13 protein-coding genes are annotated in these 13,476 nt (G+C 50.2%); 7 read left to right on the top strand and 6 right to left on the bottom strand.

Features of this window, described 5'->3' with window-relative positions; all coding sequences use genetic code 11:
* The first annotated feature begins 32 nt into the window (after window positions 1–32).
* The 6 genes from CSC3H3_RS19045 (at window position 33) to CSC3H3_RS19020 (ending at window position 5,858) form a co-directional block, all read left to right on the top strand.
* Window positions 33–1,136: a glycosyltransferase family 4 protein gene (locus CSC3H3_RS19045; protein WP_245881394.1), complete on the top strand. Its 1,104-nt coding sequence runs from the start codon at window positions 33–35 to the stop codon at window positions 1,134–1,136.
* A complete protein-coding gene (locus CSC3H3_RS19040) occupies window positions 1,133–2,107 on the top strand; it encodes a GDP-mannose 4,6-dehydratase (protein ID WP_101285854.1) in 975 nt (324 codons plus the stop codon). Before CSC3H3_RS19045 ends, CSC3H3_RS19040 begins: the two co-directional genes overlap by 4 nt.
* A gap of 1 nt (window position 2,108) precedes the next feature.
* Complete coding sequence (locus CSC3H3_RS19035) at window positions 2,109–2,852, top strand: glycosyltransferase family 2 protein (RefSeq protein ID WP_101285853.1); 744 nt, start codon at window positions 2,109–2,111, stop codon at window positions 2,850–2,852.
* Complete coding sequence (locus tag CSC3H3_RS19030; RefSeq protein WP_101285852.1) at window positions 2,852–3,730, top strand: alpha-1,2-fucosyltransferase; 879 nt, start codon at window positions 2,852–2,854, stop codon at window positions 3,728–3,730. The genes CSC3H3_RS19035 and CSC3H3_RS19030 overlap by 1 nt, the downstream gene beginning before the upstream one ends.
* 38 nt (window positions 3,731–3,768) lie before the next feature.
* On the top strand, window positions 3,769–4,899 hold the full coding sequence (locus CSC3H3_RS19025) for a glycosyltransferase family 4 protein (protein ID WP_157831960.1): 1,131 nt from the start codon (window positions 3,769–3,771) through the stop codon (window positions 4,897–4,899).
* An 86-nt stretch (window positions 4,900–4,985) separates the two neighbouring features.
* Window positions 4,986–5,858, top strand: coding sequence for a glycosyltransferase family 2 protein (locus tag CSC3H3_RS19020; RefSeq protein WP_172963450.1), 873 nt, complete (start codon window positions 4,986–4,988; stop codon window positions 5,856–5,858).
* A 76-nt stretch (window positions 5,859–5,934) separates the two neighbouring features.
* Here CSC3H3_RS19020 and CSC3H3_RS19015 read toward each other — a convergent pair whose 3' ends face one another.
* Together CSC3H3_RS19015 and CSC3H3_RS19010 are read right to left on the bottom strand one after the other, a co-directional pair.
* On the bottom strand, window positions 5,935–7,602 hold the full coding sequence (locus tag CSC3H3_RS19015) for a thiamine pyrophosphate-binding protein (RefSeq protein WP_101285849.1): 1,668 nt from the start codon (window positions 7,600–7,602) through the stop codon (window positions 5,935–5,937).
* Window positions 7,603–7,731: 129 nt separating this feature from the next.
* A complete protein-coding gene (locus CSC3H3_RS19010; protein ID WP_101285848.1) occupies window positions 7,732–8,493 on the bottom strand; it encodes a FadR/GntR family transcriptional regulator in 762 nt (253 codons plus the stop codon).
* Between the two features lie 205 nt (window positions 8,494–8,698).
* Here CSC3H3_RS19010 and CSC3H3_RS19005 point away from each other — a divergent pair, with 205 nt between their 5' ends.
* Complete coding sequence (locus CSC3H3_RS19005) at window positions 8,699–9,025, top strand: NIPSNAP family protein (RefSeq protein WP_101285847.1); 327 nt, start codon at window positions 8,699–8,701, stop codon at window positions 9,023–9,025.
* 103 nt (window positions 9,026–9,128) lie between these two features.
* Here CSC3H3_RS19005 and CSC3H3_RS19000 read toward each other — a convergent pair whose 3' ends face one another.
* From CSC3H3_RS19000 to CSC3H3_RS18985, 4 genes are all read right to left on the bottom strand, one after another.
* Complete coding sequence (locus CSC3H3_RS19000; protein ID WP_101285846.1) at window positions 9,129–10,076, bottom strand: AEC family transporter; 948 nt, start codon at window positions 10,074–10,076, stop codon at window positions 9,129–9,131.
* A 157-nt stretch (window positions 10,077–10,233) separates the two neighbouring features.
* A complete protein-coding gene (locus CSC3H3_RS18995; protein WP_101265106.1) occupies window positions 10,234–11,754 on the bottom strand; it encodes a tripartite tricarboxylate transporter permease in 1,521 nt (506 codons plus the stop codon).
* Window positions 11,754–12,239, bottom strand: coding sequence for a tripartite tricarboxylate transporter TctB family protein (locus tag CSC3H3_RS18990; protein WP_157831959.1), 486 nt, complete (start codon window positions 12,237–12,239; stop codon window positions 11,754–11,756). Before CSC3H3_RS18990 ends, CSC3H3_RS18995 begins: the two co-directional genes overlap by 1 nt.
* Before the next feature lie 81 nt (window positions 12,240–12,320).
* Entirely contained in the window at window positions 12,321–13,304 is a 984-nt protein-coding gene (locus CSC3H3_RS18985) for a Bug family tripartite tricarboxylate transporter substrate binding protein (protein WP_101265102.1), read from the bottom strand.
* Between the last annotated feature and the right edge of the window lie 172 nt (window positions 13,305–13,476).

Raw genomic sequence — 13,476 nt, 5'->3', positions numbered from 1 at the left:
AGTGTAGGGCAAGGAGAGATTTTCGTTTGAAGGTGGCGTTTGATCAACAAGTTTTCTTGTTGCAGAAGTATGGTGGAATTTCACGGTATTTTTGCAATTTACAGAAAGAATTTTTTTTAAAAACACACTTAGATACACGCATCTTCGCCCCGATTCATTTTAATGAAAATCTAGCAGCTTTGGGCGATTTTTGTAAGTCAGGTTATGTTTTACCAGACTTGCCGCCCAAGATGCGGCGTTTGGCGACAGAAATTTCTATCGTTTATGCTCGTTTTCTGATGAAAAAATTCTCTCCTGACATCATCCACGAGACTTACTTCTCTTTGAGTGATTTTAAAGCACGAAAAAGCAAAATAGTTTTGACTGTTTATGATTTTATTCATGAGCGGTATTCGGAAATGTTCGATCAGGCGCACAAAACATCGGATCCTAAAAAGGTGGCTGCTTTGCGTGCCGATCACGTAATTTGTATTTCAGAAAGTACTCGACGTGACTTGATTGAATACTGCAGTGTACCTGAAGAACGTATTTCTGTGACATATCTGGGAGCAGACGTGTGCTTTCGTCGTCAGAATATAATCCCGGCCTCAAGTCTGGGGGACCAGCCTCCGTTTGTGTTATTTGTCGGCAGCCGGAGTGGTTATAAGAACTTTGACGGTTTTGTGCGTGCCTTTGCAAGTTCAGATCGTTTGGTAAAAGATTTCGATATCGTTTGCTTTGGTGGGGGCGCTTTAACTGTAGCCGAAAGGAATATGTCGGAGAACGTTGGTTTACGTGTTGATCAAATTAGGCACTATGGTGGATCAGATGATATTCTCGCGAAGCTTTATTATCACGCCTCAGCGTTAATTTATCCTTCCTTGTATGAGGGGTTTGGAATTCCACCTCTTGAGGCTATGGCTGCCGGGTGTCCTGTTGTATCAAGTGATACAAGCTCGCTTCCGGAAGTTGTTGGTGGTGCTGGTGAATATTTTGATCCTACCGAAGATGAGGCGATACGTGTAGCAATGGAAAACGTTCTTTATTCTAATGAACGTTGTCTTGATCTCGTACAGAGAGGATACAGCCAGGAAGCGAAGTTTAGCTGGGCGAAATGTGCTGACGAAACTTTAGCCATCTACAGGAGCTTGTTATGAAGCGGGCCCTAATTTGTGGTGTTTCTGGTCAGGATGGGGCTTATCTTGCCCAATTGTTGTTATCCAAGGGTTATCAGGTATGGGGAACATCGCGCGACGCCCAAGTTTCGAGTTTTGCTAATCTTGAAAGATTGGGTATTCGGCAGGACGTCCATGTTTTGTCTATGGCTCAAAGTGATTTTAGAAGCGTTCTGGATACGTTAACGCGATCAGAGCCCGACGAGATTTATTTTCTTTCCGGACAAACTTCAGTCGGACTTTCATTTGATCAGCCTGCAGAGAGTATTGAAAGTATTACTGTTGGTACTCTCAATCTTTTGGAAGCCGTCCGTTTTCTAAATAAAAAAATCCGTGTTTATCACGCGAGTTCAAGTGAATCGTTCGGCGATATAAAGCAGGGTGTTGGGGCAACTGAACTCACTCCCTTTCGCCCAAGAAGTCCCTATGGTGTTGCCAAGGCTTCGGCTCACTGGCTTGTTGCAAACTATCGTGAAGCTTATGGGCTTTTTTGCTGTAATGGTATTCTCTTTAATCATGAATCTCCATTGCGACCGACCCGCTTTGTGACACGTAAAATTGTCTCTGCAGCTTGCAGAATTGCATTAGGCTCTCCAGAGCGGCTTATTCTCGGTCGATTGGATATTTCACGTGATTGGGGATGGGCCCCAGAGTTTGTCGATGCAATGTGGCGAATGCTCACGCAAGACGAACCGGATGACTATATTATTGCAACGGGCTCAACGCATTCACTGGAAGAGTTCGTTGCTAACGTTTTTCGTTGTCTGGGACTGGATCATCGTGATCACGTTGACTCTAATGCCGAGTTTTATCGCCCAACCGAAATTTTATATAGTGCGGCAAATCCGGAAAAGGCAAACCAGATTCTTCAGTGGAAGGCATCAGTCAGTTTTGAGCAAATGATTGAAAATTTGGTCGATGCAGAAAAATTAACGATGTCCCAAGGGCGGTAGTATGCTTGCTACTGAAAATGATACTCCTTTACTTTCTGTCGTCACTGTAACCTGGAATTGCGCAGCGACACTTGAGAAGACGTTGAAGTCTGTTGCCGCAGTTAAAAATGACAAGTTGGAATATTTGATCATTGATGGTGTTTCAACAGATGGAACTCTGGAATTGATCGAGCGTTACCGACATGTGGTGGATCGTGTAGTGTCGGAACCTGACGATGGTATTTATTGCGCCATGAATAAAGGTGTAGCATTGGCCAGAGGACGGTACATCCTGTTTATAAATGGTGATGACGAACTTGTTGCTGATGGTTTCGCATCCGCGATTAAAGCAATGGAAATTGGTAAAGCTGACATTATATGTGCAAAAACTGTTGTTGGCAAAATTGATGGTCCGTCAGAGGTTTTGATCGCTCAACCCTTTCGTTTGCTATTTTTTAACACCATTCCTCATCCGTCTTCATTTGTTCGGACCGAGTTGATGATATCTAAGCCTTTTCGAGAGGACCTCCGTATCGCGTCAGATTATGATTTTTTTCTTCAGGCATTTCTCGCTCGCAAGAAGTTTGAAATCTTACCTGTGGTAACAGCTCTTCATTATCGAGGGGGGATGTCTGGCAACCGGGAGCTGTCTTTTGCCGAGATCCAAGATATTCGGCGCAAAAGGTTGGGCGGGACGTTTCCGTTGATAGAGGCTTGCGGAAATATCTATCGCGTATTCAGGCGTTTGATGGGACAAGCGACATAATGGCACAGCTTAAGACCCCGGTTGTTGTAGGATTGTCGGGTGGGCTCGGCAATCAGATGTTCCAATATGCCGCCGGTCGATCGCTGGCATTAAAATTGAATGTGCCGCTGGAGCTCGATATTTCATGGTTTAAGGGGTGCCTGGATCGCAATTACGCCCTTGATATGTTCAATGTATCGGCGACGCTGCGAGAGCATAAAAGCTCTTTACCAGATTTTCTTCAGAATTTTGAAACCCGCATGTCACGTCGATATGCTCGTCGCAGAATGGGGGTTCCAATATATCGGGAGCCGCATTTTCATTTTGATCCCAATTTTGAGACAATTGAAAATCCAGTTTTTCTCGAAGGTTACTGGCAAAGTGAAAGATATTTTAGAAAATATGCTGAAACTATTCATGCAGACCTGCGCCTGAGAAAACCTATTCCAGAGGCGTGCCAAAATGTCATGAATGACGTCCGATCGAGTAATGCGATTTGCGTTCATGTACGTCGTGGCGATTACGTGAATAATCCAGAGGCGGCAAGAACACATGGCGTTTGTAGTCTTGACTATTACCGTCGAGCTGTTTCGACGCTTTGCTATGGTTTGGAGAACCCCCAATGTTTCGTCTTTTCGGATGATCCGAAGTGGGTCCATGAGAATATTGTATTACCTTGCTGCACTACGGTCGTTGACTTCAACGATAGCAATAATGTCCACTGGGATCTTGCTTTGATGGCGGCGTGCAAACATTTTGTGATTGCCAACTCATCTTTAAGCTGGTGGGGAGCATGGTTGGGGAACGCCAGGGATAAGCGTGTCATCGCGCCTATGATATGGTTTAAAGATGATAAAGATACAAAGGACCTTATTCCGGCAACGTGGGAACGTTTGTAGTGTCAGTATCTCCAAAGCCAGTTGCCAGAAAAATACTTATGACGACTCCTACCTATCCTCCTTTCAATAGTGGTTTGGGAAACGCTGTACAGCAACAGGCACGTGCTCTGGTTTCAGAAGGGATGGATGTAACAGTCGCCACAGGAGGGGAGAAAAGAGCGCAACGGTTTGATACGCTCATCGGCGTTCCTGTAGAAATGTTTCCAATTTCCGGCGCCGATAGTTTTTTGGATCCAATAAAGGGAGATATTCAAGGCTATCTGGATTTTTTGCAATCCCGGAGCTTTGATGTCATTCTGATGAATGCGTGGCAAACCTGGTCGAGTGATGTGATTTTAAAAAACATTAATCGCATTTCAGGTCAGAAGTTTCTTTTTAGTCATGGTATCTCTACAAACCTTTTCCTTAAACCTCAGCCTGTTCGTTCCCTGATTCGGTACCTTGCCTGGCGACCATATTGGTGGAAGTTACCTTTTTATCTAAAGAAATTAGATGGAGTCATCTTTCTGGCGGCTGAAGGGGATGGTACGCGCTTTGATGATTTGAAGGTGGCAAAGAAGATTGATCGAAATTTTTATATTATCCCAAATAGCATATCGGAATACAGTAAAAAATTTATATTGAATCCGGTTCCGAAATATGATGAGCGAAACCAGATTATTTCCGTAGGTTCATTTACCTGGCAGAAAGGGTTCGACTTTGTTTTGAGATCATATGCGGCGTCTTCTTATAAGAATGTTTTTCCTTTAAGGCTTTTTGGTCAGGAAAGAACTGGTTATATAGAATATCTAAAAAATCTAGCAGGTAAGCTTGATATTCTGGAGGATTATTTAAGCTTTCATGAAGGTGTGTCGGGTGAAGATCTCATCAATGAGTATCTTAAAGCACGCTTTTTTTTGTGTGGTTCACATACTGAATGTCAACCACTTGTAATATTGGATGCGAATGTGACCGGTACGCCTTTTGTTGCCCGGAAAACCGGCTGTCTCTCAAGTATGCCCGGTGGTTATGTTGTTCGTTCTCCTGAAGAGGCCGCCATTCGTATGAATGACTTGATGTCATCAACGAAGTGGTTAGAGTTGAGTGACGCCGGGCGTCTCGCTGCTAATAATCAATATCATCCTCATAATACAACACGTCTACTGATCGATGCTATCGGATCACCTTGATTTTTCATACATTTTTATAAAAGACATCGAGTGAACGTTTACCTTAAGGAATAAGTACCGTCATTATGTCGCAACGAAATCCATTGTTGACCATTGTTTTGCCAGTTTTTAATGGTGGGAGTTTTTTGGAAAATGCGGTTCAATCTATTGTTGACCAAACTTTTGTCGACTGGGAACTGCTTGTAATTGATGACGGTTCTACGGACGGTGCGGTGGAAGCATTGCCTCAGCTTGCGGATGCCAGAATACGTGTTTTGAATGATGGAAAAAACAAAGGCTTGTCTGTACGCTTGAATGAAGGAGTTCAACAGGCGCACGGTAGATATTTTGCCCGTATGGACCATGACGATATTTGTCATCCTGATCGTTTTGCTGAGCAGGTCGCGTATTTGGAAGCTCATGAAGAGCTTGATCTTCTTGCGGCTTACTGTGTGACCATTAATGAACAAAATGAGATAATTGGATGCCTGCCGTTATCTGGAAGTTCACATAAAGAAATTTGTGCAAAACCTTGGCTTGGATTTTATATGCCGCATCCAACCTGGTGTGGAAAATTAGAATGGTTCAAGAAAAATAATTATAAGCAAAATCCATCTCCTTACTGTTGCGAGGATCAGGAGTTATTGCTTCGGGCCTATGTCGACAGTTGTTTTCATATATTGCCTGAATATCTTCTGGCCTACCGTATTCGTAGCCGGACACCTATGAAGCGCCTCTGGAGCAATCGATGGGCGTGGTGTAGAGAGCAGGTTTTTCTTCTGCGCAAAAGGAAGTCTTATGTTTATGTTGTCTTTGCTGTTTTGGCTACGATAGCCCGAATTTGTGGGGACGTGTTTCGACTAATCAAGTATTTCATGGGCGTGCCAGTTTCTCGATATGGAACAATTGAACCCGAACTGCGAGCGTATTGGGAAAGCAGAATTTGCGCGATTTCAGGCAGTCGCCCCGATAAAAAATAGTCAGGCAAAGTGAAAATATATATGCCGTCAATCCTTTTGAGGATTGACGGCTCTTTCTTGCGTTATTGAGGGGAAATTAATTTCCGCTGCGAATCTCATCCAGCGTCTTTGCCGGCGTAAGGGCCTGCGGGTCGACCTGAACTTCGATGATGGCGGGTTTGTTAGCCGCCATGGCGCGTTCAAGGGCCGGGGCGAAATCCTCGGTTTTGGTGACGGTTTCGCCGTGACCGCCAAAGACGCGGGCATAGCCAGCAAAATCGGGATTGTGCAATTCGGTGCCAGAGACGCGAGCCGGATAGTTGCGTTCCTGGTGCATGCGAATGGTGCCAAACATGCCGTTATTGACCACCACGACAATGATGTTCGCCCCATATTGCACCGCAGTTGCAAATTCCTGCCCGTGCATCAAAAAGCAGCCATCACCGGCAAGGCAGACCACCGGGCGGTCCGGGTGGTGGAGCTTTGCCGAAACTGATGCCGGCAGGCCATAGCCCATGGAACCCGAGGTCGGTGCCAGTTCGGTGCGATAATCGCGGTAGCGATAGAAACGGTGCAGAAAGGCCGCGTAATTGCCCGCACCATTGGTCAGAATGGCATTATCGGGCAGGGTTTCGCGCAAATGGCCAATGACATGGGCCATTTTCACATCACCGGGCGTATCTAGCGGTGTTGAGAAGGCCAGATAGGCATCGCGGGCCTGTTTGATCTGGTCAGCGCGCGCAGCACCATCGACAGGTGCCATATTGGCCAGCGCGCGAATGAAGGAGCGCTGGGAGGCATTGATCGCGATATCGGGGCGATAAACCCGGCCAAGTTCATCAGGGCCCGGATAAACATGGATCAGGCGCTGCCTGGGGCAGGGAATTTCAAGCAGGCTGTAGCCACTGCTGGTCATTTCGCCCATGCGTGAGCCAATAAGAACAACCAGATCGGAATCGCGAATAAACGCGGCCAGCTTGGGATTGATGCCAATACCCACATCCCCGATAAAGTTGGGATGGGTGTTGGGCATGTAATCCTGGCAGCGGAACGATGTGGCAATGGCCACATTATTGGCTTCGGCAAAGGCGATCAGGTTTTTGCTGGTTTCGGCGGTCCAGCCGCCGCCACCGACAATCACGACCGGCTGGCGGGCTTTTTCCAGTTCGGCGCGGAAAAGGGCCACGTCTTCGGGTGCGGTGCGCGCTTCAATTTCGACATAGGGCTTGCCATCGGCAACCACGGCACTGGAAGAGAGCATATCTTCAGGCAGGGCAAGAACGACCGGCCCGGGGCGGCCGGATGTCGCAATGTGATAGGCGTGGCTGATATATTCGGGAATGCGTTCGATGCTGTCGATCTGGGCGACCCATTTGCACAGCGGTTCGAACATCTTGCGATAATCGACTTCCTGGAACGCTTCGCGGTCCACCATGTCCCGGCCAATCTGGCCAACCAGCAGGATCATCGGGGTGGAATCCTGGTGGGCAACATGGACACCGGCAGAAGCATTGGTCGCGCCGGGGCCGCGCGTTACCATGCAAATGCCGGGTTTGCCTGTCAGCTTGCCATAGGCCTCGGCCATGATGGCGGCACCGCCTTCTTGGCGGCAGATGACAGGGGTTATTTCGGGGTGATCGACCATACCGTCAAGCACGGCAAGGAAGCTTTCGCCCGGCACCAGAAAGGCGCGTTCGCAGCCGTGAATTTGCAGTTGATCGACAAGAATGCGCCCGCCATGACGCAAACCGGGTTGTGTGGACATGTTATTCCTCATTGGTGGCAGGTGGTGGTGGCGTTAACGCCAGGACTTTTGCCTTTGTCCTGGTGCCCAGGATATCAGCATGCGGGCACGGCAAGGTAAAGGGCGGATATTCGGTAGGGGCTGCCGGTGCTAGATTTCGGCAATATCGGCAATATCGGCCCGTTCCATCAGCCGACCGGCGGCATTTTCAAAATGCTGGCGCACGGCCATTTCGGCCGCCGTGCGGTTTTGCGTGCGGATGGCCTCATAGACCATTTTATGTTCGGCAAATACGGCCTCGCCCCATTCGGCGGTCATGACATTTTTGATCGCCACATTGCGCAGGTTGGCATCTATCCGGCCATCCAGCATGGTGAGAAAATCGTAGAAATAGCCATTGCCACTGGCCCGGGCGATGGCGCGGTAAAAGCGCCGTTCGGCATCATAGCGATGTTCGGCCATTTCAAAGCTGCTTTGGCCGGTTGCCCCCTGCATGGATTGCAGTTCATCGTGAATACGAACCAGGTCTTCCTCGCTGCGGGCGTCGGCGGCAAGGGCCGCGGCCCCGGCTTCATTACTGGTACGAAGCTGGAGGATCTGTACCAGTTCCTTGCGCTTGGCAAAGCAGTCGGGGCTGATACGAAAGACATTGCGGGACCCTGGCTCGGAAACAAAGGCGCCCACGCCCTGTTTGGACTGGATCATGCCATCGCTTTTAAGCTGGGAGACGGCTTCGCGGACAACGGTGCGGGCAACACCATAATTGCTGGCCAGTTCCTGTTCGGTCGGCAGCTTGTCGCCGGGGCGCAAAATGCCATTGCTGATCTGGCCGGTCAGATTGGCGGCAATTTCGTCGGGCAGGCGTCGGGGACGGATGATTTTTTCGTAATGGTTCGGATCTGTTTTTTGCATGTTTTCCCCGGCATCCTTGTTGGGCAGGTTCAACTGCCGCGTTATTCACCATATGGTTTTGTTGCATATGGGGTGCCATGTGTCATCATGGAATAATGTTGTCTGACAATCATACGTAACGTAAAACCAGAAGATCAAGGGAGGATGATTTGCCACGATTTGGCGGTATCTCTCGTACATCACGATCAGACGGAACATATAATCCATGCTTTATGACGTTCGCACATATACCTGCTATCCTGGTACTTTGAAAAAGCAGCTTGCCCTGTATGGGGAGTTTGGTTTTCCGGTGCAAAGCCGCCATCTGGGGGAGCCACATGCCTATATGGTTACCGAAACCGGGCCGGTTAATTCGTACGTTCATATCTGGGCCTATGAAGATGCAGCGGACCGTGAGGCAAAGCGCAAATCCCTGCAGGCAGACCCGGAATGGCAGGCTTATCTGAAGAAAAGTGCCGAAGCCGGGCATTTGGTGAACCAGGAAAATAAACTGATGGTTCCGGCCCCCTTCTGGACGCCGCCAGCACGTTAAGGCTGATCGCTAAATACACCATCAAACACCCCTGCAACGATGTGCGGGGGTGTTTTGTTTGGGCGCTATGAAGCTTTCGCGCGCACGGCCTATGCCTTTGGCGTCAGCTGTGGCGTAGGAAGGTGACCAGCACGGCCAGAAGCGGGATAACAATGATCGACATGATGGTGGCAACCAGCATGGTTGTTGCCGTGCGTTCGCGTGCGGTTTCATAGGAAGATGCCATCAAAACCGTGTTCACACCCGGCGGCAGGGCCGCAATCATAATGGCCGGACCAATGATGGTGATGGGAAGCCCCAGAACAAGCCCGAAAATAAAAACAATGGCAGGTAACAGGCAAACCTTGGCGAAGGCACCGATCATACTGGTTGTCATGTTGCCGCGCAGCTTCTGGCCATAAATGCCCGCCCCGATTAGCATCAGGGCAATGGGCGGCATGGCGCGTTTCAGCATCGAGAAGAAGGTATCGATCATCACCGGCATTTTCAGGTCAAGCGATGCGGCAATGATGGCGCAGACAATGGCGATGATGATTGGATTGCAGATCTGGGCGCGTAGGGTATTGGCAAGAACGGCACCGGGATTGCCGCTGTTATTGCGGCTCCATTCCATCAGCAGGATGGTCGGTGTCAGAAGGCTGAGCGCATGAATGCACAGAATGGTCGCGAGCACCAGAAGCCCGTCACTGCCAAACAGGATATCAATGATCGGAATGCCCAGCATGCCGATATTGGAAAAGATGGCACCAAAAGCCAGGACGATGCCTTCTGACCGGTTGTTTTTTTGCCAGCGTGTCAGCGTGACATAAACGATCAGGGCGGTCAGAACGACGGCACCGTAATAACAAAGCCAGATAACGGGATTGAACAGTTCCGATACCCGGTTGGATGAAATCGTTTGAAACAGGGTTGCCGGGATCAGGGCCCAGAAGGTCATTTTTGTGAGGCCCTGAATGGCCGCCCCGCCAATTAGCCCCTGCCAAGCCAGGGCAAAACCCGCACCAACCAGCAGGAAGATGGGGCCTAACTGATCAATCAATGCTGAAATCATACCGGTGGACCTGTCTTTGCCCGGCAAGGCTGTGGCAGCAGGATTACCGGTAGTGTGATGGACGCGTGCGGGGTAACCCCGAAACAGACGGGCCACTGACGCATAAAAACGCCAGTGGCACAATCAAGATCTGATGGTCATTGCCTTGCAGCGTTAATTAACCGGCTTTTTGGGCATTTGCCGGTGTACGCACGACCATGAAATAGAAGAACACCGCCGTCAGGGCCAGGAAGAACAGGCTGTCCGGGCTGGTAATGAAGGTAAGCGGGTTACCATCATTAAGCGACAGGGCACGGCGCAGATATTGTTCAAGGTCCGGCCCCAGAATGAAGCCCAAAAGCAGGGTGACGGTTGGGTATTTTTGCTGGCGCAGGAAAAAGGCCAGTACACCAAACACCAGGGCCAGCATCATCTGGAACGGGGAATAGGTGGCAACGTAGCTGCCGACCAGGGCAACAACGGCAATGCAGGAATACAGCACGGCCTTGCGGATCGAGACGATTTTAACGAAATACGGCCCGAGCAGATAAAGTGTAAGCGGAATAAGCACCAGCGCGCTGATCAGAAGCGACGCAAACATCGGCGCGATCAGGTCGATCTGGGTATCCAGCAGGCGCGGACCGGGCTGAAGGCCGTTAATGATCAGAACCCCAAGAACAATGGCCGTGGTTGGGTCGCCGGGGATGCCAAACATCAGCATGGGGACAAAGGCCCCCCCACACATGGAATTGTTGGCGGTTTCAGCCGCGGCAATACCTTCGCGCGAACCTTTGCCATACAGGTCCGGGTTTTTGGATTTGCGCATGGCTTCGGCATAGGAAACGAATGCCGCCATCGAACCACCCGCACCGGGCAAAACGCCGATGAAATAGCCGATAATCGCACTTTTGAGATAGGTCCAGATGCCGATCTCGCGGATTTCCGACATTTTCGGAAAGAAATCCTGCCGGCGGATGGCGGGGATTTCGGTGGTTTTTGTATCGACCGTCAGGGAATCGCGGTTTTCACAGGCCTGAAACAGGATTTCGCTGATGGCAAAGGTGCCAATGATCAGCGGCATCATGTCGATGCCTTCCACCAGAACTTCGGTACCGAAATTAAAGCGGGCGATGGGCTGCATTACATCAACGCCGATGGTGGCGATCATGATGCCCAGAAGGGTGGCGACAAAGCCCTTGGCAATGGCGTTGCGCTGGGAAATGACAATGACGATCAGGGCAAACAGGATCAGCGAAAACTTGCCGGGTGTCTGGATCAGCAATGCCAGTTTGGCCGCAACCGGTGTGAGGCAGATCAACAGCAACGCACCAATCACGCCACCGATCATGGAACCCAGTGCCGCATGGCCAAGGGCATTTGCGCCCTGGCCCTTTTTCATCAGGGCGTAACCCTCGATCGAGGTCATCATGGATGACGGGGCGCCGGGAATATTGATGGTGGTTGCCGTGATGGACCCCGCATACATGCCCGACATGAAGATCGAGGCGCACATCACAAGGGCCGGGACGACATCAAGGCTGTAGGTAATGGGAAGCAGGAGGGCGATGGCCAGAACCGAGGTCAGACCCGGGACAGCACCAAAGAAGGTGCCGATCAGAAAGCCGATAATCATGTAGGCCAGAACCGTCGGGTCGGCCAGGGCTGCAAAGCCGCCCAGAATGTGAAGGGTAAAGTCCATCAGAACATCCCCCAGAATTCGGTATCAAACAAAGGCAGGCGCACCTGGAAAATGACGGCAAACAGGACATAAAAAACGCCGGTGATCGCGATGGTATATATCAGGCGTTTGACATGGCCGGTATCTTCGAGGCCGAAAATGAAAAGCAGTGCATAGACATACAGAAATGTCGAAACCGGATATCCCAGTGGCTTGAAAGCCAGAATATAAAGGGCCGTTACGGCAACAACCTTGATGGGGGCGACAAGGCTGATTTTTTCGCTTTCTGTCGTGTCGCGGTCTTTGCGCATGCCATAAACGACAAATGCCAGCGCAACATACATCAGGATCGAGGCAACAACAGGCACGAAGGATGGCCCAACCAGCCCTTCGTCAAATTGTGCGGTAATTTGCAGGGCCGTGGCAAGATAGATGCTGGTAATGACAAACAGCACGAATGGCAGAATAAGGCGTCTGTCCCAGCCGCCCGATGAACCGGACTTCATTTGGTCGTCTCCGTTTCGACAAGGGTCGTCAAAATGGGGAACGGCGGCCAGGGTCGGCCGCCGTTCCTGCATGGGAGGTGATTATTTCTTGATCACGCCCTGGTCAACAAGGTCCTGCATCTGCTTGAACAGGGTTTCCTTGGTTTCATTGGCCCAGTCGGTTACCTCGGCGGTACCCAGCCAGTTCGGCGAAACGCCAACTTTGGAAACCCACTGCTGGAATTCGTCGCTTTCAAGGGCGGCTTTATAGGCGCCTTCGATTTTGGCAACGGCATCATCGGGGGTGTTGGCCGGGGCAGCAAGGACGATGAAGCTGCCGATCTGAAGGTCAATGCCTTCTTCCTTGGCAGTCGGGACGTCTTTGTAGGTCGGGTTGCGGCTGTCGGAAAACTCAACCAGGCCTTTGACATCACCAGATTCGATCAGCGACGAGAAATCACCAAGGCTGGTTGCAGCAACCTGGACTTCTTTTGACAGGATGGCTTCTTTCTGCGGGGCAGCACCACCCGGATAGGCGACCAGTTTGAAATCGGTGCCGGTCAGTTTTTCGAATTGCAGCATGGCAAGGTGCAGGCGCGAACCGGTATTCTGGATGGCAACCTTGATTTTGCCCGGGTTCTCCTTGGCGGCCTTCACCAGGTCGGCAACGGATTTATAAGGGGAGTCAGAGGCAACAATGATGGCATCGGGTTCGCTGGTGACACGTGCGATCAGCTTCAGCTTGTCGAGCTTGTAGGTCGGCAGCAGGCCCTGCCAGGGAACGGTGACAACAGAATCGTAAGTCAGCGAGCCGATGGTGTATCCATCCGGGCGTGCTTTCATGACTTCAAGAACGCCAGTGGCGCTGACGCCGCCTTCGATGTTTTCGGCATAGATCGAGGTGCCGAGTTCTTTTTCCGCGATTGTGCTGAGTTTGCGGACGATACCATCCGTGCCCCCACCAGCACCCCAGGGAATAATCATACGAATATCTTTGCTGGGATAATCAGCAGCAAAAGAAGCGGTGGAGAATGCGGTAGCGGTCAGAACGCCGATTGCGGCGATTTTTAACAAACGATTGATCATCGTTCCCTCCTTGATGGGTCTCAATACAGACGTAGAGCCGGGATGTTGCTTTTGTCGTTCATGGCAAGCCATGTGGCCGGATTTTTGGGGGCAGAAAAAGGCGGAATTCATTTCTGCCCCAACTCATCTTATCTATGCTTGTCAGACAACATAATATTTCGCAAGCTCAATA

The sequence above is a fragment of the Thalassospira marina genome (assembly GCF_002844375.1).
In the GTDB taxonomy this organism is placed as follows: domain Bacteria; phylum Pseudomonadota; class Alphaproteobacteria; order Rhodospirillales; family Thalassospiraceae; genus Thalassospira; species Thalassospira marina.
Note: the sequence above shows the minus strand (reverse complement) of the source record. Positions and strands in the feature narration are given on the sequence as shown.